General features: G+C 49.6%; 16 protein-coding genes. All 16 read left to right on the top strand.

Annotated features, from left to right (window positions below):
* Positions 1–112 precede the first annotated feature (112 nt).
* The 16 genes from LQV63_RS19165 (at position 113) to LQV63_RS19090 (ending at position 24,713) form a co-directional block, all read left to right on the top strand.
* Positions 113–1,093, top strand: a complete 981-nt coding sequence (locus LQV63_RS19165; protein WP_233697940.1) for an ABC transporter substrate-binding protein — start codon at positions 113–115, stop codon at positions 1,091–1,093.
* A gap of 87 nt (positions 1,094–1,180) precedes the next feature.
* Positions 1,181–1,552: a hypothetical protein gene (locus LQV63_RS19160; protein WP_233697939.1), complete on the top strand. Its 372-nt coding sequence runs from the start codon at positions 1,181–1,183 to the stop codon at positions 1,550–1,552.
* Between the two features lie 1,043 nt (positions 1,553–2,595).
* Positions 2,596–4,341, top strand: coding sequence for a biosynthetic-type acetolactate synthase large subunit (gene ilvB, locus LQV63_RS19155; protein WP_019421634.1), 1,746 nt, complete (start codon positions 2,596–2,598; stop codon positions 4,339–4,341).
* Entirely contained in the window at positions 4,341–4,835 is a 495-nt protein-coding gene (gene ilvN / locus LQV63_RS19150) for an acetolactate synthase small subunit (protein ID WP_036704322.1), read from the top strand. The genes ilvB and ilvN overlap by 1 nt, the downstream gene beginning before the upstream one ends.
* A 216-nt stretch (positions 4,836–5,051) precedes the next feature.
* Positions 5,052–6,044 (top strand): ketol-acid reductoisomerase, encoded by a 993-nt coding sequence (ilvC, locus tag LQV63_RS19145; protein ID WP_233697938.1) that lies wholly within the window; start codon positions 5,052–5,054, stop codon positions 6,042–6,044.
* 117 nt (positions 6,045–6,161) lie between these two features.
* The gene (locus LQV63_RS19140; RefSeq protein ID WP_233697937.1) at positions 6,162–7,712 is read left to right on the top strand and encodes a 2-isopropylmalate synthase; all 1,551 of its coding nucleotides are present in this window, start codon (positions 6,162–6,164) and stop codon (positions 7,710–7,712) included.
* 453 nt (positions 7,713–8,165) lie between these two features.
* The gene (locus LQV63_RS19135; protein WP_325175903.1) at positions 8,166–9,080 is read left to right on the top strand and encodes an IS1595 family transposase; all 915 of its coding nucleotides are present in this window, start codon (positions 8,166–8,168) and stop codon (positions 9,078–9,080) included.
* A 748-nt stretch (positions 9,081–9,828) separates the two neighbouring features.
* The gene (locus tag LQV63_RS19130) at positions 9,829–10,947 is read left to right on the top strand and encodes an ABC transporter ATP-binding protein (RefSeq protein ID WP_019421475.1); all 1,119 of its coding nucleotides are present in this window, start codon (positions 9,829–9,831) and stop codon (positions 10,945–10,947) included.
* A 14-nt stretch (positions 10,948–10,961) separates the two neighbouring features.
* Complete coding sequence (locus tag LQV63_RS19125; protein WP_233697936.1) at positions 10,962–13,964, top strand: extracellular solute-binding protein; 3,003 nt, start codon at positions 10,962–10,964, stop codon at positions 13,962–13,964.
* Entirely contained in the window at positions 13,954–14,943 is a 990-nt protein-coding gene (locus tag LQV63_RS19120) for a carbohydrate ABC transporter permease (RefSeq protein ID WP_233697935.1), read from the top strand. The genes LQV63_RS19125 and LQV63_RS19120 overlap by 11 nt, the downstream gene beginning before the upstream one ends.
* Position 14,944: 1 nt before the next feature.
* Positions 14,945–15,853 carry a carbohydrate ABC transporter permease gene (locus tag LQV63_RS19115; protein WP_019421472.1) on the top strand — a complete coding sequence of 303 codons (909 nt, stop codon included), beginning with the start codon at positions 14,945–14,947 and terminating at the stop codon, positions 15,851–15,853.
* 21 nt (positions 15,854–15,874) lie between these two features.
* Positions 15,875–18,016, top strand: coding sequence for a YIP1 family protein (locus tag LQV63_RS19110; protein WP_233697934.1), 2,142 nt, complete (start codon positions 15,875–15,877; stop codon positions 18,014–18,016).
* Positions 18,013–20,463, top strand: a complete 2,451-nt coding sequence (locus LQV63_RS19105) for a DUF5696 domain-containing protein (protein WP_233697933.1) — start codon at positions 18,013–18,015, stop codon at positions 20,461–20,463. The genes LQV63_RS19110 and LQV63_RS19105 overlap by 4 nt, the downstream gene beginning before the upstream one ends.
* A gap of 2 nt (positions 20,464–20,465) precedes the next feature.
* Entirely contained in the window at positions 20,466–21,329 is an 864-nt protein-coding gene (locus LQV63_RS19100; protein ID WP_233697932.1) for a carbohydrate ABC transporter permease, read from the top strand.
* A gap of 54 nt (positions 21,330–21,383) precedes the next feature.
* A complete protein-coding gene (locus LQV63_RS19095) occupies positions 21,384–22,361 on the top strand; it encodes a carbohydrate ABC transporter permease (protein WP_233697931.1) in 978 nt (325 codons plus the stop codon).
* 30 nt (positions 22,362–22,391) lie between these two features.
* Entirely contained in the window at positions 22,392–24,713 is a 2,322-nt protein-coding gene (locus LQV63_RS19090) for a M60 family metallopeptidase (RefSeq protein WP_233697930.1), read from the top strand.

The raw sequence follows: 24,713 nt of genomic DNA, 5'->3' as shown, positions 1-24,713 counted from the left end.
AAGGGGGATATATCCAGAAATATAGTAAAAAACGGATAAGGATTCTAAGTTCCCCAGCTGTGGCATGTTCAAAACGCATGTTATTTAATGATTACGGGAGGAATGAAATATAATGCATAAAATGAAAGCGTTCGCAATTATGCTGATTGCCCTGACGATGTTGCCGGTAACAGCTTGCTCGGGAAGCGGCGGCGGTACGACATCAGCCGACCCGCCGAAAGCCGAAGAGAAGGTAGAAGCGAAGACAGAGGCGCTGGATGCGAAGGATCAGGAAAAAGACAAACCGGAGGAACAGGCGAAGAAAGAGCTTCTGGCCTTCGACATGGGCGGGGAACCGGTCAAGTTCATGACTTGGGGCGGTCCGCCGGAAGAAGGGAAAACGAACCAAGAAGATGTACGATATAAACGGATGAAAGAAATCGAGAAGAAATATAACACGAAGATAGAGTGGGTTACGGTTCCTTGGGGCGAAGGCGCCAGCAAAATTGCGGCTGCCGGATTGTCGGGCGAACCGGCTGCGGATTTTTTGATACTGGATTTGTATCTGGCATATCCTTCTCTGGCCCAACAAGGTTATTTGCGACCGGTCGACGATCTGATTAACTTGGATGATACGAAGTGGCCGAAGAAGATTAAGGAATTCTCCTCTTTCGGCGGTAAGATTTACGGTCTTGTCGAGAATGTTGGAGCAGGTGCAGGTCTATATTACAACCGCACGCTGTTGAAAAGGGAAGGGTTGGAGGCTCCGCATGAGCTTATAAAGAAAGGCGAGTGGACGTGGGATAAATATTTAGAAATGGCCAAGAAAGCGACGAAAGACTTGAACGGCGACGGCGCTATCGATCAGTGGGGCATCGTGTCCTATGCTCCGGTTCATGCGCGTCAATTGGTCTATTCCAACAACGGCAACATCGTGGAGGATAAGGATGGAAAATTGAATTTCGGCTTGGGCGACCCGAATTCTATGGAAGCGCTTCGATTCTTATATGATCTCCACAACACGCATAAGGTCGTCATGCCGAACAAGAACGGAAATTTCGAAGATTATAACGAGACAAGAAAATGTTCCATTCCGGCAAGGCATTGTTCGTAACGGGAGAAATTTGGCTTCGTCTATTTTCCAAAAGGTCCGAAAGCGAACGATTACGCGAATCCGATTACGAACTTCACAATGTGGTTCATGCCGGTTAACGTGAAGAAGGCGAAGGAGAAGGCGCAAATATTCGAAGATATGGTTCCTTGGGACAGTCTGGAGCAATTCCGTCAGGAAGAGGTGGAATATTCCGTGCAGAGCCCAGAGGATGTCGAAGTGGCTCTAGATCTGCCCAACAAAATTATTCCGCTCTATTACGATGGCATCGGTGATACCGGCGTGAAGTACAATGAAGCAATCTTATCGTTTGTAAGAGGCAAAGATACACCAGAATCCGCCATTGAAAAAATTAAAAAGCCAGCGCAAGAAGCGTCGAGCGCACAGGCTTGGTCGGCTAGAAGAGGCGAACTGGGAGCCGTGTTCGGTTCGTCGCGGCCATGTGTTCGGTTGCCTTTGTAGAAGTTGATCCGGAACGTATCGTTCGCATCGGTCTAAGCCAGATTCCGGCCACTTGCCGCTTGACACTGATATTGAACAGGCGATGGACATCGCACGCGGAGCCCGTAATGAGGTGGAGCTGGCAGAGCAAGTGTGGCAAGCATTCGAACATTATCCGTAAGTGCACACGAACAACAATGCCGCGCTAGTTGCTGCCGATCTAATCTATTCCAAAGGTGACTTCGAACGTGGGATTACGAAGCTGTATTGGGAGGTTTTGATACGGATTGTAACGGGGCGACCGTCGGCTCGATTAGAAGAGTAGAACTCAACAGGAAGGGGATTTACAAAAAATACATGAATGGATTGATTAAATAAATTAACAAAGCAAAGTTTGATGCAACTGCATACAGCGTCTATCCCTTGCTGCGATGGTTCGAATTTTATACAAATGTCCTCTCAGGGTGGAAAGGTGGACAATTTGTCGTGGCACAAAATAATTTGAAATTGCCCTATTGACTCCTGATAGGTGTAGGAATATAATGTTTCTAAACATTTGAAAGAGACTGACACATAATACCAACGGCTATGAAGAGGACGAAGTGTTAAGGGCCCTTATGAACAGAGAGCGATCGGAAGTTTGCTGAAACCGGCGCCTTAATCCCTTAGATGCGAGCTCACCTCGGAGCTGTTCTCCTGAACAGATGGCTTTGATGAATGGATAATTTCATTATGGCCATGTGAGTAGGGGGAAACGTCAGGCGCGCGTTAGGCGTCCAGAGTATGCGTATTTGAAATGTATGTCACGTGACGTACGCGTACTCGCTGAGATTTCATATCGCGAGATGTGGAATGAACACGGGTGGTACCACGGAAGAACAACCTTTCGTCCCTTAAGCAGCGGGCAAGCTGCGGGGATGGAAGGTTTTTTTGTTATAAGTGCGTGTTCAAAGAGGTCACTTTTTGAACAACCGCTTTAAATATGCCTGGCCAGGCAAGACACCTTCATGTTGAACCTAGAGCCCGAATTGGAAACCAACAAGGATGCGTAAGGAGGATGGCTTATGAGCTCACATCGCACGACAATGCGATCGACAGATGAATTAAGACAAAATTGGATGAAGCCTGAAGTAATTACAGGCTCAGAAATGTTGCTTCGCAGCTTGTTGTTGGAAGGTGTGGAGTGCGTGTTCGGCTATCCGGGCGGCGCGGTGCTCTACATCTACGACGCTATGCACGGCCGCGAGGATTTCCATCACGTCCTGACTCGACACGAGCAAGGGGCAATTCATGCAGCGGACGGTTACGCCCGTGCAAGCGGCAAAGTAGGTGTCTGCATCGCAACTTCGGGTCCTGGTGCAACGAACCTGGTTACAGGAATCGCAACGGCATATATGGACTCCGTTCCGCTGGTAGTCATTACAGGGAACGTTGCTACGAATTTCATCGGGACGGATGCGTTCCAAGAAGCGGACATTACAGGCATCACGTTGCCAGTAACGAAGCACAGCTATTTGGTTCGCAATGTTGAAGATTTGCCTCGCGTCATTCATGAGGCGTTCCACATTGCCAATACTGGACGCAAAGGACCCGTTCTTATCGATATTCCGAAGGATGTATCGGCAGCTAAGTCGATGTTTACTCCAGTAACGAGTGTAAACATTCGCGGTTACAATCCGACGGTTCAACCGAATAAATACCAAGTGGATAAGATGCTGAAGGCAATTGAAGAGGCACAAGCCCCGGTCATCTTGGCTGGAGCAGGCGTTATTCACTCGGGAGCACACGAAGAATTGTACGACTTCGCTACGAAGGCGCAAATTCCGGTCACAACGACACTGCTCGGACTTGGCGGTTTTCCTAGCGGTCATGATTTATGGATGGGTATGCCGGGCATGCACGGAACATTCACGGCGAACATGGCAATTCAGCAAGCGGATTTGCTCATCAATATCGGGGCCCGTTTCGACGACCGCGTGACGATGAAGCTTGATGGCTTTGCACCAAAAGCTAAGATTGTGCACATTGATATCGACCCGGCGGAGATTGGGAAAAATGTTCCGACAGACGTTCCAATCGTAGGCGATATTCGCTCGACACTTCAGTTAGCTAATGCGACGGTTAAGCGCTCGGATAAAGCAGATGCATGGCGCTCGCAAGTTATGCAGTGGAAAGAAGAGAAGCCACTGACCTTCGTTGATTCCGATGAAGAATTGAAGCCGCAATGGGTCATTCAAATGATTAATGATACGACGCATGGAGATGCTATCGTAACGACAGACGTCGGACAACACCAAATGTGGGCTGCGCAATATTATCGCTTCAACCATCCGCGTTCTTGGATCACTTCAGGCGGACTTGGCACGATGGGCTTCGGATTCCCATCTGCCATTGGGGCGCAGATGGCCTACCCGGATCGCACGGTCGTCTCCATTAATGGGGACGGCGGCATGCAGATGTGTGCGCAAGAGCTAGCAATTTGCGCCATCAATAACATTCCGGTCAAAGTGGCTATCATTAATAACCGCGTGCTTGGTATGGTTCGTCAGTGGCAGGAGCTTATTTATGACAACCGCTACAGCCATATCGATTTGGCTGGCAGTCCGGATTTCGTGAAATTGGCTGAAGCTTACGGTGTTCGCGGCTTTAGAGCGACGACGAAGGAAGAAGCGGAGCAAGCATGGCAGGAGGCGTTGAATACGCCGGGGCCAGCTGTGGTGGAGTTTGTCGTCCGCAAGCATGAGAACGTGTATCCAATGGTTACGCAAGGCTGCACGATTGACCAAATGATACTGGGGGAAAGTGAATGATGAGTACGACGAAGCATACGATAGCCGTCATCGTTAACGATCAACCTGGCGTGTTGCAGCGCGTTTCCGGATTGTTCGGACGCCGTGGATTTAATATCGAGAGCATCACCGTCGGCGCTTCGGAGGAAGAAGGACTTTCCCGCATGGTCATTGTCACGACTGGAGACGACCATCTGTTGGAGCAGATCGAGAAGCAGCTGTACAAGATTATCGATGTCATTAAAGTAGTGAATTTGAGCAAGCAGCCGATGGTTTCCCGCGAGCTGGCGCTCATTAAAGTGAAGGCTGAGGCGCACGAACGTCCAGAAGTTCTAGGCGTCGTCGAGACATTCCGCGCATCGGTTGTCGATATCGGTCCGAACACGCTCATGGTTCAAGTAGTTGGAGATTCGGAGAAGATTGAAGCGATGGTTGAACTCTTGAAGCCGTATGGCATACGAGAAATTAGCCGTACCGGCGTGACGGCCTTGATTCGCGGCCAAGTTAACGGATAATGAGGAACAGACGCACACTTTAATATGAAGAAACAGGTGGCGCGGCTCGCCTATAGCGGCCGCACCTCCGCCGCTTTGCCCCCGAATGAGGGGGTCTCTCAGGGGACAAGCAGTGAACGGATGAACATTAAACAGGAATTGTCCCTTGAAATACCCGCTTCATTCGGGGATAACAGATTATACTATGATAAGGAAGAAAGAGGAGGACTCATACGTATGGCAGTTACAATGTACTATGAAAAAGACGCAGATTTAAGTGTATTGCAGGGGAAAACAATCGCCGTTATCGGTTACGGAAGCCAAGGTCACGCTCAAGCTCAGAACTTGCGCGACAGCGGTCTTCAAGTTGTAATCGGACTTCGCGAAGGTAAGTCCGCAGATAAAGCGCGCAACGACGGCTTTGAAGTTATGTCAGTTGCGGAAGCGACAAGCCGTGCAGACGTAGTTCAAATCTTGATGCCGGATGAAACGCAAGCTTCGGTATATAAGAACGAGATCGCGCCGAACCTGAAAAAAGGTGCAGCGCTCATGTTCTCCCATGGCTTCAACGTTCACTTCGGTCAAATCGTAGCTCCGAAGGAAAACGATGTATTGCTCGTAGCACCGAAATCTCCAGGGCACTTAGTGCGCCGTACGTATGTGGAAGGCTTCGGGGTTCCGGGTCTTATCGCAATCGAACAAGACGCTACTGGCAATGCGAAAGCAATTGGCCTTGCTTATGCAAAAGGTATCGGCTGTACACGCGCAGGCGTTATTGAAACGTCCTTCAAAGAAGAAACGGAAACAGACCTGTTCGGCGAACAAGCGGTATTGTGCGGCGGCGTAAGCGCATTGATCAAAGCCGGCTTCGAAACGCTTGTAGAAGCAGGATACGCTCCAGAAATGGCTTACTTCGAGTGCTTGCACGAAATGAAGCTCATCGTGGACCTGATCTACGAAGGAGGCCTCGCAACGATGCGCGATTCCATCAGCAACACAGCGGAATACGGTGACTATGTAACGGGTCCTCGCATCGTAACGGAAGAAACGAAGAAAGCGATGAAAGAAGTATTGTCCGATATCCAACAAGGCAAATTCGCGCGCGACTTCATTTTGGAGAACCAAGCGAACGGTGCATACTTGACGGCAACTCGCCGCAACGAAGCGAACCATGAAATCGAAGTGGTAGGCGGTCAATTGCGCGAAATGATGCATTGGATTAAGAAGTAAGCATACTGTAATGTAAGGCGATAACGCACAGCGTCCGCCCGTCGACAGGCGGGGGACGCTGTTGATTTATGGAGAGCTGCAGGGCAGCGCTCCGATAGGACTGAAGGAGGTGCAACGATGCGTAAAATTTATATTTTTGACACGACGCTCAGGGATGGAGAGCAATCCCCTGGCGTCAACTTGAATACGAAAGAAAAGCTTGAAATTGCACATCAGTTGGAGCGCTTGGGCGTCGACCGCATCGAAGCGGGATTTCCTGCCGCATCTCCGGGTGACTTGGCGGCTGTAAATGCGGTGGCGAAAGCGGTGAAGAACTCGACGATTGTTGGTCTTTCCCGTGCGCGTATACCGGATATCGATGCAGCTTATGAAGCCTTGAAGGATGCTCAGGATCCTTGCCTGCATCTATTCCTTGCCTCGTCTCCAATTCACCGGAAGTATAAGCTGCGTATGGAGAAAGAGCAAGTGCTGGAGACAGCCGATGCGGCCATCAGCTATGCGAAAAAGTATTTCAGCAAGATCGAATTTTCCCCAGAAGATGCGGGACGCACTGAGTTGGATTTTCTGTGCCAGGTCACAGAAATGGCGATTCGCGCCGGGGCTACCGTCGTCAACATTCCAGATACGGTCGGGTATTTGACACCGTATGAATACGGCAATATCTTTAAGACGCTCAAGGAGAACGTTTCTGGTATTGAAAAGATTCAGCTTAGTGCTCATTGCCACGATGATCTTGGCATGGCAACGGCCAATGCGCTTGCCGCCGTACTAAATGGCGCCGATCAAATTGAAGGCACGATTAACGGCATTGGCGAACGAGCAGGCAACACGGCGCTTGAAGAGGTGGCGATGGCTCTTGAGACGCGTGCGGATTTCTATCAAGCGAAGACGTCATTTGTGTTGTCCGAAATTGCGAGAACGAGCCGTCTTGTCAGCAAGCTGACCGGAATGGCGGTCCCTGGCAACAAAGCGATTGTCGGGGCGAATGCCTTCGCACATGAGTCCGGCATTCATCAGGATGGCATGCTGAAGGAAAAATCGACGTATGAGATTATTTCCCCAGAGACGATTGGTTTGAAAGAGAGCAAGCTGGTGCTCGGCAAGCATTCTGGACGCCACGCGTTCCGTGAGAAGCTTATCGACTTGGGATATAATTTGGATAAAGATCAAGTGAATCATGCTTTTTCCAAGTTCAAGGAACTGGCCGACAAAAAGAAGGAAGTGTCGGATGAAGATATCCGCGCGATGATTGAAGAAAAGCTAGTCGATACGCCTGAAGCGTACACACTGGAAACGATTTATGTCGCATATGGCAATAAGTCGACCCCTTCTGCGAAGGTGCGTATCGTGATGCTGGACGGCGGCGTACTGGAAGAAGAGTCCGAAGGGAACGGATCCGTCGATGCCATCTATATGGCAATCGATAAAGCGACGAAAGAGGAAGTGGAGCTGTCCGATTACTCCATTAAATCGGTTACGCACGGTAAAGATGCGCTTGGGGAAGTGCATGTCGTGCTTGCCCAAAATGATATCGCAGTTACGGGCAGAGGGGTCAGCACCGACATTCTCGAGGCGAGCGCCCGCGCTTACGTCGACGCGCTCAATCGCCTAATCGAGAAGCGGAAGATAGGCGCCGGCAACCGTCGTGACAAGATCGGGCTGATTTAAAGCTTTGATCGGATGCGATACATGAACGCAATGGAATACAATCAAGTGCAACCACAGGCTGTCCCACAACTTGTTGACCGTGGGGCAGTCTGTTTTTGTTAGACGGTCATTCTATTTACAGTTACTCCTCAAAAACTATTTCTAGTGTGAAACCCGGCTCTATCTCTTAGTAAGTCCTTTTGTCCACTCTCCCACTAACTCAGATTGGCAAGGGAAGGTTCGTTGAAATGTCCTTTTGTCCACTCTCCCACTAACTCAGATTGGCAAAGGAAGGTTCGTTGAAATGTTCTTTTGTTCACTCTCCCAATAATTCAGATCACGTAATGGCGTAATGAATGGCTCGGTACTGAAATGATACATGCAGATGTGAAGCGTCCTACTTGAAACATCACTATTTGTTTGTTATAATTTGTATATCAAGAACAAACGTTCTCTTTTTGAGGAGGTGGGAATATGACGGGGCAGATGTCATTTGAGAGTTTGGAGGAATTATTTGCGTATTTTCATTCTGAGGACAGGTGCGTAGAAGAGATATTTCGGAGAAAGTGGCCTCATGGCTTCGTCTGTCCTCGCTGCAACCATGGAGAGGCGTATACGATACGATCACGTAGGCTGCCGCTATATGAATGTCGTTCCTGTCGTCATCAATGCTCACTTATTGCCGGCACTGTGATGGAAGGAAGCCGTACGGATCTCAGGAAGTGGTTGGCTGCCATCTGGCTCATTTCAAGAACCGATGAGGGGATTAATGCAGTGAAGCTGAGTGTGATCATCCAAGTGACGTACAAGACGGCTTGGGCAATGCTGCATAAGCTTAGAGCGGTCATGGGCGCTGCAGATGCCGAGTGTCCGCTTGAGCATGACGTTCGTGCCGCTTTGACATACTATGGGTCGGAGCACACTCCTTTATTTGAGCTGCACCCGAAGGAGCATCCGTATCTGATTGCTGCCTCCGTCAACCCTGATAACAGCCCCACCTATGTGAAAATGAAGCAAGTATTGCGCAATCATTTGTTGTCCGACAAGAGCCTGTTGACTGCCGGGCGGACGGCCTTTGTCTCACAGCACGTATCTTCGAATACAAGCAAGATCAACATCATGAAGCACCATTTCCGTTTTCGCCGACCTGATGTGCTTCGTCACATCGCCGATCAAGCTCGATCTTGGATCAATAAGACGTTTCACGGCTTGGGAGGTAAATATTTGCAAGCTTATCTGGACGAATACTGCTATCGCTACAATCTTGAATCGCAACATGTATCCATATGGGAGCGGTTGGCGGCACAATGCTTGTCCGTCAACACCTTTATAGCGTTAGCGTGGAGACGCCGTGGAAGAACGATAGGAAGAATAACACACGCTGCTTGATGGAAAATGTCTTGTTTTAAGCTAGTTATTAGTTAAAATTTACAATTGTTAAATCTGACAATAAGCTGAACCTATTACGAAGCTTCCGTTTACAGTTATATTTTAGTGCTTCAATTGTGCAAATATCAGCAATTCAACTGATAAGGATATATAGTTAAGTATGTCAGTTAAGCGAGCCAATTAAAGTTGTAGCATTGCGTCACTGCCGTACTTGATGCTAAAGAGATCATTCTGAATGCGAATGGTCTGTTTTGTATGCAAGGAAGCTTCGACACATGTTTTAGTCCAGTCATGCGACGGATGATGAAACTGCAAATATGGCTCGGTTACTTCTACGGCAGACAATGATACGTTACGAACAAGGATTGCGTTACTACTATGACAGATGGTGAAATTGCTGCGAACAGGGATTGCGCACTTCTGCAACAGATGATGATGCGTTGAGAGCAAGGACTGCGTCATTTCTACGACAGATGATGATATTGCAATATGTAAATAGATTCGTTCTTTTACTAAAAAGGGGAATTAACTACATGATGTGCTCTATTTCTGAATAGATGGGATAGTGGACAAAAGGGCTATTTGGAGCAATACCTTCGCAGGAGGGGGAGAGAAACGAACTAGGTTCGATGAGGCATAAAAGCAAGCAAGTAAAGCAAGCAACGCCAATTTAGAAAGCGCTTACATATTTCTTAACACCAAATTAACAGCTTTCTTAGTAATATATTTCTTACCGGGAGGGATCGTGATGGCAAATATTTTGTTTAATCATGTGTATAAGCGTTATGGCAAATATAAAGAGATTGCTGTAAGCGATTTCAACTTGTCTGTAGACGATACGGAATTTATCGTATTGGTCGGGCCGTCCGGATGCGGAAAATCAACGACACTCCGCATGTTGGCAGGGTTGGAGGATGTGACAGAAGGCGATATTTATATCGGCGATACAGTAGTGAATGACATACCTCCGAAGGATAGGGATATCTCGATGGTGTTCCAGAACTACGCACTGTATCCGAACATGAGCGTGTATGAAAATATCGCTTTTGGATTGCGCTTGCGGAAACAGCCGAAGCATGAAATTGATTTGGCGGTGAAGCGGGCGGCACGAGTGCTTGAAATTGAGAACTTTTTGGAGCGTAAGCCGCGTGAATTATCCGGTGGACAACGGCAGCGCGTGGCGCTCGGTCGAGCGATCGTCAGGACACCGCAAGTGTTCCTCATGGACGAACCGCTGTCGAACTTGGATGCGAAGCTGCGCGTGCAGATGCGCTCTGAAATTATTAGCCTGCATAAGAAGATTGAAGTGACCACTATATATGTGACCCATGACCAGGTTGAGGCGATGACGATGGGTGATCGGGTCGTCGTCATGAACAGAGGTCTCGTACAGCAAGTCGATACGCCGGAACTTATCTATAATCGGCCTGTCAATATGTTCGTTGCTAACTTTATCGGCAATCCACCGATGAATTTCATTCAAGGAAAACTGCAAGAACAAGATGGACACTTGGAATTTCATACGAATCGATTCGCGATCCGCCTCGCTCCTCAACATGCAAGCGCTATCAAAAAACACCGATTGCTAGAGCGGACCGTTGTGATGGGGATCCGTCCTGAGCATATCAGCTTTGAACCTCATCGAATGGAAGCCTCACCGGATTCCATAGTGACGGGCATATTGCAATTTAACGAATTTGTCGGCTCCGATCGTTATTACCACATTGATATTAAGCAAGACCGGCCGCTTGTCATCCGTGCCAGCGAGGGCTTCCATTGCGAAGACACATCCCAGGTGTCGGCTGCGATTAATATGGAAAAGGCATTGTTTTTCAATAAGGATACGGAAATGCTTCTGACGGATTGAGAGGTGATGAAGGCGTGACGCAACGCAGTAGTCGACAGGGTCGACAGGCGAAATACGGGTTATTTGTCATCGGTTTGCTAATCATCGTGGGCATCGTGTATCTCACGGTTAATTCGAGTGAATGGTCTGTGTATGCGGATTCCGGCTCATCTACATCCACGAATCGTGGAGCGGTTCATATTTTTGCCTCTGCTGACAACAGTCAAATTGAGCCTTATTATCAAGAAACGCTCAAGCAGTGGCAAGCAGACGGTATTCAACCCGGAACAGGTGAAGTGGTGATTACAGCCTCGCAATTTACGGCGAAGTCAGATGATGCCGATGTAACGACAGGCTCCTATGAAGGTAAGAACAATGTGCTAATATGGTCCAACCAACGGGGATGGATCGAATATGAAGTGGAAGTGAGTCGGGCGGGACTATATGAAATGAAAGCGGATTATTATCCGTTAAAGGAACAAGACGGCGGCAGCCGACAGTCCGTAATGTTGTCAGCCCGCATTAACGGTGAATATCTATTTAATGAGTCGCGTTCGATTGTGTTTGAGCGTGAATATCGCGATATCCAGCCAGCTCGCTATGATGCGTTAGGCAACCAGATACGCCCGCAAGTTAAAGAGGTTACGGGCTGGAAAGAGAAGGCATTGACGGAGTCGAATGGTGCTTATTCCACGCCGATTCAATGGTATTTAAAGCAAGGGAAAAATACAATCCGGCTTGAAATACTGCAGCAGCCGATCGCATTTGAGAAGTTTACTTTGCAAGCCCCTAGCACTATCGCTTCGTATGATGAAGTAAAGCAATCCTATCCGGCATCCGCGAAGCGGGACGGGACAGCGCTTACTATCGAAGCCGATCAATACAGTGTGAAAAATTCAACCTCCATTCAAAATGTATATGATCGCGATCCGTTTACACACCCCAAATCGTTAGATGCGATCACTTACAATACTCTCGGCGGATCGAGATGGATGAAAGGCGGGCAAGCGGTCTCCTGGATCCTCGACATTCCAGAGGACGGCATATACAAACTGGCGCTGCGCGCTAATCAGAATACCGTCAAAAATATGTCCATATTCCGCACGGTTTATATTGATGGCAGCATTCCGTATCGTGAAATGGAACATGTGCAATTCCCTTATGACTCCGATTGGCAAGGGATGACGATAGAGGACAGTAAAGGTGAACCATATGCCTTTTACTTGACGAAAGGGCAGCACACGCTGACGATGGAGGCGACTTATGCTCCATACATGCCTATCATTATTCAAATGAACCATATTTCGCATGAACTACGCTCGATTTTGCTTGAGTTGCGCATGGTGACCGGCAATCGGGAAGACAAGTACCGGGTGTGGAATGTGGATAAAGATATTCCAGGTCTGACGGAACGTATGGAATCCATTCGAGAACAGTTCATCTATTTACAAGCAGAAATGAAGAAAATTAATCCGCGTACCGATGATGTGGCGCAAATGCTGAAGAACGGAGCGGAAGATATTAAGAGCATTTTGAAGAAGCCTAATCAAATTCCGTATTCTCAGGATCGGATAGCTGCTGTTCAGGAATCGCTCGAATCGAACCGGGCTACGTTGATGAACAGTCCTTTGCAGTTGGATCAGATCTATGTCGCACCAATTGATGCCGATCTTCCGAGCATGACTGCAGGCTTCTGGAGTAAAATGGGCGGCATGTTTCAATCACTCGCCTATTCGTTCCAAGATCGCACGGGATTCGACGACAAGTCTGATGATGTACTGAACGTGTGGATGGTGTGGGGACGGGATTACGTTGATGAACTGCAGCAGCTGGTCAATGACCGCTTTACACCGGAGACAGGCATTAAAGTGCATATCAACTTGATTCAGAACGCGCAGATGCTGACGCTGGCCAATGCTTCAGGCATGATGCCTGATGTCGCGTTGGGTGTCCCCGCGAACGTGCCATTCGATATGGCACTTCGGAATGCGGCTTTGAATCTAAGCGAGATGCCCGGAGCAGAGCAATTTTTCTCCCGATATAGTCCGGGGATGCTGCAGCCGTTATATTATGACGGCGGTTATTACGGTGTTCCGGAAACAGTCAGCTTCAAAGTACTGTTCTATCGCAAAGATATTTTGCAGCAATTAGGCGTAGACATCCCTAAGACGTGGGACGATATATACCAGATTCTTCCGACACTACTTCAGAACCAATATAACTTCTACATGGATTCTGCCGACTATTCGCCAATTATGTTCCAGAATGACGTTGAAATGTATTCGCAGTCGGGGGTGTCGACAGGACTGGATTCCCCGAAGGCGTTCAAAGCTTATAAAATGTGGACCGACTTCTATAACGTTCAAGGGATTGAACGTGTGGTGCAAAGCTTCTACAACCAATTCAGACGCGGGGACATTCCAATCGGTATTTCCGATTTCAATATGTATATGCAGCTACTAGTAGCAGCTCCGGAAATCGCTAATGATTGGGCGATTGCACCGGTACCCGGCACGAGCAAGCCGGACGGCACATTCGTGAGATGGTCGGGCGGTTCCAATCCTTCGAACGCGATGCTGTTCAAAAATGCGTCCCCGGAGAAGCAGAAGCAAGCGTGGGAGTTTCTGCAATGGTACACGTCGACCGAGACACAGACCGAATTCGGTCTCAATCTGGAACAGTACCATGGAGAATCGTTCCGCTGGAACACGTCAAATGTGCAGGCGTTCGCCAATATGCCGTGGAAGCCGGACGATTTGAAAATTATTTTGGAGCAATGGAAATGGACGAAAGAAATACCGCAAGTGCCAGGGGGATATATGACCGATCGTGAATTGGGATTCGCTTGGAACCGCACGGTCGTCGACTCTGAAAACTCACGCATCTCGCTGGAAAAAGCAATTAAGGAAATCAAGCGAGAACTTGCACGGAAGCAGCAAGAATTTGAAATTGTCGGACCAAACGGTGAAGTGTTGAGATCGCTGAATCTGCCGCGTATTAATGAACCGTGGAAAGGGGTCGATCAACTTGTCGAATGAAGTGCCACCCGTCATTCAGCAGCCGCTATCCGTAGACCGCCCACGTTTATCGGAGAAATTCGGGTGCAGGTTGAGCCATTTGAAGCAAGAAGTATGGAAGTTTCGGTTGTCCTATTTGTTCGTTGCTCCATTTCTTATCGTATTTACTCTGTTCGTCATTGTTCCGGTCATCACGGGCATCGGCTTGAGCTTCACTTATTTTAACTCCATTGAGTTCCCAAAATGGGCCGGATGGATGAATTATCAAAATCTATTTTCACAGGACGTTATCTTTTTGAAGCATGTCGTCCCCAATTCATTCAAGTTTGCCTTGTTCGTCGGCCCGATCGGCTACGTGCTCGCCTTCGTGCTCGCGTGGCTGATCGCGCAATTGCCATCCACGATTCGTGTATGGTACGCCTTGGCAATGTACGCTCCCTCATTAACCGGGGGCATTGCGATGGTTGTCGTCTGGCAAGTTATGTTTACCGGGGACCGTACCGGATATATTAACAGCTTCTTACTGAAATGGGGCTTCATCGATCAGCCGGTTCTATTTACGATAGATAAAGATTATTTGATGATCATTATGATTATCGTCTCGATATGGTCAAGTATGGGACTTGGATTTCTGGCGATATTGGCCGGAATATTGAATGTGGATAAGCAGTTGTACGAAGCGGCGCGAATCGATGGCATCCGCAGCAGACTGCAAGAAATCTGGTATATCACGATTCCAATGATGAAGCCGCAAATGTTGTTCGCCGCGGTCATGGCTATCGTCGGTACGTTGAAGGCAGGGGGAATCGGGACGCAGTTATCAGGCATGAACCCGACACCGGATTATTCCGGACAGCTCTTTATGAACCACATCGATGATTTCGGCTTTACTCGCTTGGAGCTCGGATATGCAAGTGCCGTATCGATTGTACTGTTGATTGTTACCATACTGCTTAGCCGATTCTTATGGATGCTGCTGGGGCCGAAGGAGGATGAGTAGGATGTCATTGTTCCGGCGAATACGCAGCTCGCTCTCGCACACCTGGTCACTGTATCGCAGCGATTTTCGCAATATGGACGCAACGCAAATATTTCTGCTCATTCTCTTGACGCTGCTGTCGGTATTTATGCTCCTTCCACTTGTGTTTATTTTTAACCATGCATTTAAGCCGCTGCATGAATTATTCTTATTTCCACCGACATTTTTTGTGAAGCAAGGAACGTGGCAAAACTTTATCGATTTGCTCAATGCCTCACAGGATACGTTCTTGCCGGTAACGCGCTTCATTCTTAACAGCGTGATCGTAACCGTTCTTGCGACCGTCGGCATGGTCATCCTCGGCGCTTTATGTGCCTATCCTTTGTCGAAGCATCCGTTTCCAGGACGCAAAGTTATATTCGGCGTTATCTTGCTGTCGATTATGATTGCGGTCGAGACGATGGGCATACCGCGATATATTGTCGTGAAGAACCTCGGCATCATGAATACGTATTGGGGACATGTGCTGCCGATATTGGCGCTTCCGGTCGGGGTGTTTCTGCTGAAGCAATTCATGGATCAAGTACCGAATGAATTGATGGAGGCGGCTAAGCTGGACGGCGCTTCGGAATGGCAAATCTTTATGAGGATTATGATTCCTATCGTCACGCCTGCGATGGCGACGATTACGATTCTTTCCTTCCAGACCGCGTGGGGCAATTCGGAAACGTCGGCTTTGTTCATGCAGAACGATGCAATGAAAACGCTGCCTTTCTACGTGGAATCGCTGACGTCCAATCTAGCCAACAGCGTGGCAAGGCAGGGGGTTGCGGCTGCGGCATCTCTCATTATGTTTATTCCTAACCTGATCATCTTCCTGCTATCGCAGCGGAAAGTTATCCAGACGATGGCACACTCAGGAATCAAGTAGGGTTATAACGGAGGTTAATACATGGACAAGAGAGGGAAGAAACAACGGCTGCTTCTGCTTGGAATTGCACTTACGCTGATGGCTGCCGTCTTATTTCCTGACACGGCCGCAGCGGAACCGCCCTACGTCACGTTTAGCAAAGACGGATATAACCGCACCATTCCGAGTCAAGCTGCCTATTATCCAGCTAAAGTGGTCGGTAACGATATTTATGTAACGAGAACGGAGAAGGGAGAGGCGCTCCGGGAATATTCTCCGCTCAAGCGACCGCAGGATCTGTTCATCGATGAGAAGGACGAAATTTATATTGCGGATACGGACAATAACCGAATTGTTCATCTGAATAGCAAGGGAAAGTTCATCCGGGACATTCGTGCAGAGGGTCTAAAGACGCCGCAAGGTGTGTTTGTCACGAAGGACGGTACTATCTATATAGCGGATACAGGCAATAAGCGGATTGTCACACTGGATCGGGAAGGGAAATTGCTGCAGCAATTTGAACGGCCGCAATCAAGATTCATCGATGAGACGTTTCACTATGAACCTACCAATCTGGTTGTGGACAGCAGAGGTTTCATGTACGTCATTTCGAACGGCAGCTATCAAGGGGTGATTCAACTCGATCCAGAGGGAAATTTCTACGGATTTTACGGTACGAACTTAACGGAAGTGTCGCTTATGGATCTGGTGCGCAAGGCATTCTATACCGAAGAGCAGCTCAGCCGGCAAGTGCGCACGCTGCCGACGACGATTCGCAACATTCACATTGATGATCAAGGGTTCATCTATACGGTATCCGCTACGGAGAAAGAGCAAGTGAAGAAGTTGAACATCCGTGGTGAAAATCAATGGACAGATAAAAAGTTCGGGCTTGACTCGAGATTCCGCAACCGCAATCGCAGTCAGCCGACGAGTACCGATAAAGAACAGAAGTCGGGCTTAACCGATATTACGGTCGATCGGAACGGCAACTTGGTCGCCATTGATAAAATATCCAATTCGGTAACCCAATACGGGCCGAACGGTGAAATGCTATTTTTCTGGGTTGGACCAGTCACATTCGGCACACCGCAGCTTGGCATAAGCCAGAGCCCGGTATCTGTCGCAACGAACTCGAAAAATGCGCTCTTCATTTTGGATGATTCTCAAAACTTAATCCATGTATTGGAGCCTACTGAATTCGGCATGATGCTGCAGAAGGCGACAGCATTGTCACAGGAGGGCAGATATGAAGAAAGCGAGCAGCATTGGAAAGAAGTGCTGCGGCTGAATGCGCTGTATTCTCCAGCTTATCGCGGTCTGGCGCAAGCTGCTTATCATCAGGAAGATTACAAGCAAGCGCTTGATCTGTTCAAGCTGGCTGGGGATGGGGATGGGTATTCCGATACGTTCTGGCAGCTTCGTCTGCAATGGTTCCAGCAGAACTTCGCTTATGTGGCTAACGCGTTCTTTCTTATTGTCCTGCTGACGCTCATTGCAGGCAGCCGGAAGAAGAAATTCACGTTGTTCTGGCGGAATAAAGACAAGAAGAGTGTTTCTTGGTTCCGGAAACCATTGCTGCAGCAATTGAAGCATGCATTTACGATACTGCGGCATCCTATCGACGGCTTTACCGATTTGCGTTACAGCTTTAAGGGGAGCTACTTAAGCGCAAGCATCATCCTCGTGCTCGTTGCGGCTGTATTGTTGGTAAAGGAGTATTTTACAAGCTTTGTATTTATGCCGATTCCGAGCAATGAGCGCAGCATTGCTTTTCTCATCATCTTCGCCGTTACGTGGTTAACATGGGTCGTGTGCAATTACTTAATCGGCAGTATTCGCCAAGGGGAAGCACGATTTAAGGATGTGTTTATCGGCAGCGCTTACGCCTTGTTCCCGATTGTGCTCTTGGGCTTGCCGCTCGCAGCTTTGTCTAATGTGATGACGCATAGCGAGCAATCGATTTACAGCTTTTTCGAAATGGGCATGTTCGTCTGGTGCGCATTGCTCTTCTATTGGAAAATTCAATCGCTGCAAAATTACGGTGTAGGTGAAACGATTGCGAACGTGTCTCTGACCGCTTTTGCAATGCTTATTACGTGGGTCCTTATTTCCATTATGACGGGGCTGTCATCCGAGTTGCAGAACTTTTTCTATACGATTTATCAGGAGGTGTCGATGTGAAGCAGCCGTTCAACAATGTAAAACGAATATTCGCAGTCGCCCTTCTAGTCACGTTGACCAGCTTTACCTTGATGTCATATCCAGGGGCGGCTGAGAACAAAGCGGAGCAGCCGAATCAGGTAGACGCCTCTATGGCTGGTGCCGCGACAGCGGCTGAGAAGCTGGCTGGCGATCAAGCTGACAACGCCGCGGCTACGCAGGAGAGCCAGCCTGCAGCAGGCAAAGAGAAGTCTAATACGACTGCCTCGTCTTCAAAGTCGGCGGCAAAAACCGAGGGCGCAAATAGCTATGCCCGCATCTTCCCGTCCGATGACCAGTTCACATTGGCTGCGGAAAATACGCGGCTGCAGCTGTTGGTCCATCAGAACAGCGGCCATTTTCTCGTGAAGGATAAACGTGACGACAATGTATGGCGATCGTTCCCGAGTCCGGAAGGATGGAAGGATAAAGAGAACACAGACACTTGGAAGAAGCATATGCAGTCGCCCGTGTTCATCAAATATGTCGAATTCAACGTGCGCAAGGATCAAGTGAAAGAGACGAACGTGATAGATCAAAAAAGTACGATTGAACAATTTGAATTGACGGAGAACGGATTCCGGCTAACCTTCTCGATGCCGAAGATTGGCTTCATCATTCCTATTGAAGTTAATCTCAAGGACGACTATGTCGAGACGAAAGTACTGGAGGAAGGCTTCAAGGACGGAAAGACTGCGGAAGAGATGAAGCAGTTCGAAGCGGAAAATAAGAAAAAGAAAGACAATGACGCCCGCATTACAGGGATACGCTTGTATCCGTTCCTAGGCTCAGCCACCTCCGAACAGGAGAACGGCTATCTGTTCATCCCGGATGGCCCGGGAACGCTTGTACAGTTCAAGAGGGATCGGCCTCCGAACAATAACTTTTACTTCGAACGGATATATGGCGATGACTTGGCGTTCAGCAACAATAACAACTCGTTCTCGATTCGGCAGCCGGTCAGAATGCCTGTATTCGGCATCAAGTCGGGAGAACAAGCGCTGCTCGCTGTCATCGATCAAGGGGCCGAATATGCCAACGTGCTGGCCGCGCCGTCCAAGTCAATGAACCAATACAACTGGGCGACGGCGGAATTCACGTACCGGCAGCGCTTCTTTCAACCGACTGACAAACGGAAGCTGAATGGCTTCCAGACATTCAGCAGAGCGCGTACGGAAGGAGATCGGTCCGTACGCTATTATTTCCTTGACCGCGGAGCGTCTGACTATGTCGGCATGGCATCTCGCTTCCGGCAGTTCCTGATGGAAGACGCCGGTCTGAGCCCGATCAAGACGGAGGACGACAACATCAGTCTGCAGGTTCACTTGCTCGGGGCGGACTCGCGCAAAGGATTTCTGTGGGATTCGTATGAACCGCTCACCACGACAACGCAGGCAGAGGAAGTCGTGAATGAATTGACATCGATCGGTGTGAAGAAGATGTCCATCGCCTACTCCGGTTGGCAGAAGGGCGGGTTCAGCGAGAACGGCGGACATTTTCCAGTAGACAGCGGAATTGGCGGCAATGACGGCATGAGTCATTTCATCGATTTTGCCCATGCGAAAGGGCACCGCGTCACCTTGGACGGTTCTTCCTACACATTCAACAATAGCGGTCGGGATGGATTCCGCAGCAGTAGAGATGGATTGCAGGATCTCGGCGCGGTCGTCATTCAATTCCGTGAACATGAGGGGAAATCGACGCTCGTCAGTCCGCGATTTATGGAAGAAGTTATGCTGAAGGATTTAGCTAAAGCGAAGCAATTAGGGGTTGACGGCTTAACGCTCGGGTATGGAATCGGAGCGTTTCTGAACAGTGATTTTAACGAACGGTACAAGGCAACCCGAAAGGATGCGCGGAAGATACAAGAGAACGTCTTCGCCAAGACGAAGGAACAGCTGGGCTCGGCAGACGTCACGAACGGTAATTTCTATGCCTTGAAGTATGTGGAGCATGTTCATGGGCTGTCAGATGAGAATTCGTTCGACTTGTTCCTCGATGAGACCGTACCGTTTGCTCAGATTGCTCTGCACGGCCTGGTGACCTATTCCTCATGGTATGCCAACGTGACGGACAATTATGGAACGTATTTATTGAAAAATATTGAATACGGCGCCATTCCTGCCTTTATGCTCACGCATGCTCAATCGCAGGAATTGATCGGCACACGTTCGCTGTTCAATTACTACAGCACATATTACAAGGACTGGGCCGAAGAGATCGCGAAGCAGTACAGCCGCTTCAACGAGGCGCTCGGCGATGTGCAGAATGAGTTTATCGCCGGCCATCGCACATTGGAAGAAGGTGTCAATGAGACCGAGTATGCGAACGGCAAGCGGATTATCGTGAATTACAATGCCGTACCGTACGAAAAAGACGGTGTCACAGTCGATGCCAAAGACTTTGCCGTCCTGCCGGGGGGAGGCTGAACATGCGCAGTAAAAAGACGATGAAGGCAAAGACGTCACGCCACTTGGAGGCGCTGTTATTCGTCGCCCCGTGGATTACCGGATTTCTGTTGTTCATGGCTTTCCCGTTAGGATTCTCGCTCTATATGAGCTTCCACAAAGTAACGGTGCTGCCGACCGGATTGAAGTACGATTTTCAAGGATTCAAGTACTACAGCGAGCTATTGTTCGGAAGCTCTGCCTTATACGACAATTTGATTCCATTTTTCCAGGAAATTGTCATTATGGTGCCGATTATTTTGGTGTTCTCCTTGTTTATCGCCATTATGCTGAATCAGGATTTTCCGGGACGCATGCTGTTCAGGGTCGTATTCTTCTTGCCTATCATATTTACTTCCGGCCACATTTTGACGGAATTCGTGAATCAGGGAGAAGGAACGTTAGGGTTTCTGGAACGGTTTTCTATCGGAGAATATTTAGATCAATTTTTAAGCGACAGTTCTTGGGCCAAACCGGTAAAAGACGTACTGAACCGCTTTGTGCTCGTTCTGTGGTATTCCGGTGTGCAAATCCTAATCTTCTTGGCGGGAAGACAGACGATTTCGAAGTCTTCCTATGAGTCGGCCCGCATCGACGGAGCGACGCCGTGGGAAGTATTCTGGAAGATTACGCTGCCAGCGATGTCACCATTCATTTTACTGAACTTGATCTATACCGTCGTCGATATGTTCACCTTTCCGTATAATCCGGTCATTGAATTGATTAATACCGGCAACTACGGGTACAACAGCGCACTGGCTTGGATTTATTTTGTCGTTATCGTCCTGTTCCTGGCCATTTTATTGCTCTTGTTCTTGCGGATGAACAGAAGCGCCCGCAGCCGATAAGGATGGGGCTGAACGATACGGCGAAGCTGCGGGAACGATGTGAGGAGGATTGTAATGATCGGAAAAGTGAACACAGTGAAATGGAAGGCGACGCAGCTTAAGAAACGGTGGGCACGGGATGGACTCCATACGGTTCGCTATGCCGTGCTTGGGCGTGAAGTGAACCGGGGATTGCTGTTCAAGCTGTTTATTTATTGGATTCTGCTAGTGACTTCGTATATTTACTTGAACCCGATTTTTAAAATGCTGGTCAAGATGGTGATGAACGAGAAGGATTTGAACGATCCGACGGTGACGTGGATTCCGCATGAACTGTATTTCGGTCATTTGGAAAAGGCATGGACGGCGCTCAAATATTCGCAATCGCTCTTCGTCAGTATCGGCATATCGACGCTCGTCGCCTTGTTCCATGTCGTCGCATGCGGCTTGATGGGGTATGCGCTTGCGAGAATGCAGTTTCCATTTAAGAAGCTGCTTATGTTCCTGCTTGTGCTTGCCTTCATCATCCCGCCGCAAGTTATCGTGCTGCCAATGATCATTATGTATACGAAGCTGGGATTGCAGGGCAAGCTCTTCTCGCTCATTATTCCATCCATCTTCGGCTTTGGCATTAAGGGAGCGCTGTTCGTTATCATTTTCAGGCAGTTCTATACGACCCAGCCGAAGGAACTGGAGGAAGCGGCCAAGATCGATGGCGCCAGCGCCTTTAAGTTCTATTGGAAAGTGATGTTCCCGCTGGCGAAGCCGGCTATACTTGTCGTCTCGCTGTTCTCGTTCGTCTGGACATGGAATGATACGTATTATCCGAGAATGTTCCTTGGCCAATCTCCACTCGTGCCGCTGGCGACGCAAATGTCGAGGGTGGACGCCAGCATCAGCAGTATGCTGGCGAGTGAGGAAGCGCCGCTTGTGTTAGTGGAAGCGATTAAGATGTCTGCAAGCTTCTTGTCATTGTTGCCTCCGTTGCTCATCTTTTTCTTTGCGCAGCGCTATTTCGTGGAAAGCGTGGAGCGTACAGGATTAGTAGAGTAGACCCCAAATAAAAAAGGAGCTGGTTCATTAATGAAGCGGGTATTGGAACAGACGCTGCAGCAGGATTTAGCTTTGCTGTATGACGGAGTAACTGACATTCCAGTGCGCAACAAAGTATATGGCGGGGTTGCGGCCGCCGTAGGAGGGGACGCGTTCACGGCCGCCGTCGATCCCGACGGCCTCCCTGTCATAGCCGCTGCGAGATACGGTCAAGGCCGTATCCTCGTATCCGGTGTTGAAACCGGATTCAATCGTCGCGGCGGCGATGTGCCGGGCAGCGGAGAGTTCGTCGCCAATGTGCTGCATTGGCTGACGGGAGAGAGCGGCCGCTACCGGAAGACTCTTGCGGGACAAGGGCCGCTGCGTATTATCACGACGGCCTCGGAGGAAATGTTCGACGTTGCTGGTGAACTGCCGATCGAGGTGACGCGCGTGCCGAGTTGGGCGGCAGCCGCCGCGAAGCTTCCGGAGTATGCCGTCGCTTATGCTGATCGGAGTATGAAAGAAGACGATCTCCCTTGCCTAGATGAGTATGTGCAGCAGGGCGGCAGCCTGCTCGTCCACACGAAGGGCTGGGAGCTGGAATGGGAACCGTCGGAAGAGATCCAGCTCCTCGCGGGCGATCGTCCGGTCAAAGTGCGGGATTATCCGCTGCAGCGGCTGCTGAACAAGGCAGGGATCAGCTTAGGCAACAACGTCATCTGGGAGCTGCCGCAAGCGCTGCCGATCCTGACGCCGGAGAAGGCGAACGATTCCCATGTGCAACGGTTAATCGGGCAGGTGAAGGCGATCGAGAACGGCACGCTTTCCATTGATGATGTCAGCATCGGCGCTGCGGACGCAGCCGTGAAGAAGAAATGGTCCTTGCTGCTCGGTCTCATTGATGGCACGGTCGGCTCGTTGACGCCGGAATGCGGGCTCGGGCTCTATCATGAGATCATCGCCGCAGCGGAGCTGGTGGAGATGGACATCACGCTGCCGTTCGAGAAAGAGCGTCAGCCATACACAGGCGTACTGCTGCAGTACGCGTTCGAGCAGGTGAGTCTCGATCCGGACGGCGTCCGTTCGCCATATGCCGAAGTATTCCCCGGCAACGTTGGCGATGACGCGCCCGTCGTGCACGAGCAGCTCGTCGATGTCGACTTCGACTACGCGGACCTCAGCTATTTGCGGATGCTCGTCCCGCCCGGCTATTGGGCAGGTACCGGATTGTACGCGCCAGCGGGGCAACGGATTACGATCGAGGTGCCGGACGGTGTGGAGCATCTCGACGTGCAGATTGGGGCGCATACCGATGAGCTGGGGCATCTGCTAACGTGGGAGCGGGCTCCGAGCGTCGCGCTGCGGAAGCCGCTCGCCCCGGGAATCAATCAGCTGAGCAGTCCGTACGGCGGATTGATATACCTCATTCCGACGAAGGCGCAGGCGGACTTCAAGGCGCAGGTGGCGGTTAGCGGAGCAGTTCATGCGCCATACTTCGAGCTAGGCAAGACGACGGTGGCGGAATGGCAGGGGACGATTCGCCATTATGACGCACCTTATGCCGAACTGTGCGGCAGGAAAGTCATCCTGACGCTGCCTTCAGACGTCGTCCGGCGAGTGGAGAACCCGGAGGAGCTCATGTTGAAGTGGGATGACATGATCGACCAATACGATAAGTTCGTCGGTCTCGGACCGGATAAGCCGATGCCGCACCGCACGCCGGATCGTCCGCACCGGATAGCCGCCGACGTGCAGATTAGCGCCGGATATATGCATTCCGGGCATCCGATCATGATTCCGAACGAGCCTGCTGCCGAAGAAGCGGTTACCTTTGACAAGTTCAGCTCGCTTAAGCACGGCTGGGGATTCTGGCATGAGATGGGTCATGAATATCAACAGCTGCCTTGGTTCTGGGAAGACATCGTCGAGGTGTCGGTCAACATTTATTCGCTGCTCATCCAGGACTATTACGGCAATCCGTCTCGCCTGACGGAAGAGAGGGACAAAGAGGGGCGCTCCTATTTTGAAAAGGCGATGGCGTTCTTGAACCGGATTGACGGTAAGCAGAAGTTTACCGACATCGGATTGTTCGAGCGGCTGGCCATGATGCGGCAATTGCAATTCGCTTATGGTTGGAATATGTTCACTCGGCTTCATATCGCATACCGCGAGCTGCCGAAGGACCAATTGCCGCGCACAGAACAGCAGAAGATCGATTTGTTCGTGGAGATGGTGTCTCGGGTGTGCGGAGATAACTTACTGGAATTTTTCGACCGCTGGGGTTGGGACTATTCGGAACATGTTCGAACTACTATCGACAGCTTGAACTTACCGCAGCCCAATGTTCCGCTATGGACGTTGAGTGAATAA

Source organism: Paenibacillus profundus, assembly GCF_021369635.1.
Lineage (GTDB): Bacteria > Bacillota > Bacilli > Paenibacillales > Paenibacillaceae > Paenibacillus_B > Paenibacillus_B profundus.
This window is presented reverse-complemented; position numbering and strand designations above follow the sequence as displayed.

Coding starts and splice junctions, on each gene's coding strand:
- LQV63_RS19165 (WP_233697940.1), top strand. CDS start 113: ATGCATAAAATGAAAGCGTTCGCAATTATGCTGATTGCCCTGACGATG.
- LQV63_RS19160 (WP_233697939.1), top strand. CDS start 1,181: ATGCCGGTTAACGTGAAGAAGGCGAAGGAGAAGGCGCAAATATTCGAA.
- ilvB (WP_019421634.1), top strand. CDS start 2,596: ATGAGCTCACATCGCACGACAATGCGATCGACAGATGAATTAAGACAA.
- ilvN (WP_036704322.1), top strand. CDS start 4,341: ATGAGTACGACGAAGCATACGATAGCCGTCATCGTTAACGATCAACCT.
- ilvC (WP_233697938.1), top strand. CDS start 5,052: ATGGCAGTTACAATGTACTATGAAAAAGACGCAGATTTAAGTGTATTG.
- LQV63_RS19140 (WP_233697937.1), top strand. CDS start 6,162: ATGCGTAAAATTTATATTTTTGACACGACGCTCAGGGATGGAGAGCAA.
- LQV63_RS19135 (WP_325175903.1), top strand. CDS start 8,166: ATGACGGGGCAGATGTCATTTGAGAGTTTGGAGGAATTATTTGCGTAT.
- LQV63_RS19130 (WP_019421475.1), top strand. CDS start 9,829: ATGGCAAATATTTTGTTTAATCATGTGTATAAGCGTTATGGCAAATAT.
- LQV63_RS19115 (WP_019421472.1), top strand. CDS start 14,945: ATGTCATTGTTCCGGCGAATACGCAGCTCGCTCTCGCACACCTGGTCA.
- LQV63_RS19110 (WP_233697934.1), top strand. CDS start 15,875: ATGGACAAGAGAGGGAAGAAACAACGGCTGCTTCTGCTTGGAATTGCA.
- LQV63_RS19100 (WP_233697932.1), top strand. CDS start 20,466: ATGCGCAGTAAAAAGACGATGAAGGCAAAGACGTCACGCCACTTGGAG.
- LQV63_RS19095 (WP_233697931.1), top strand. CDS start 21,384: ATGATCGGAAAAGTGAACACAGTGAAATGGAAGGCGACGCAGCTTAAG.
- LQV63_RS19090 (WP_233697930.1), top strand. CDS start 22,392: ATGAAGCGGGTATTGGAACAGACGCTGCAGCAGGATTTAGCTTTGCTG.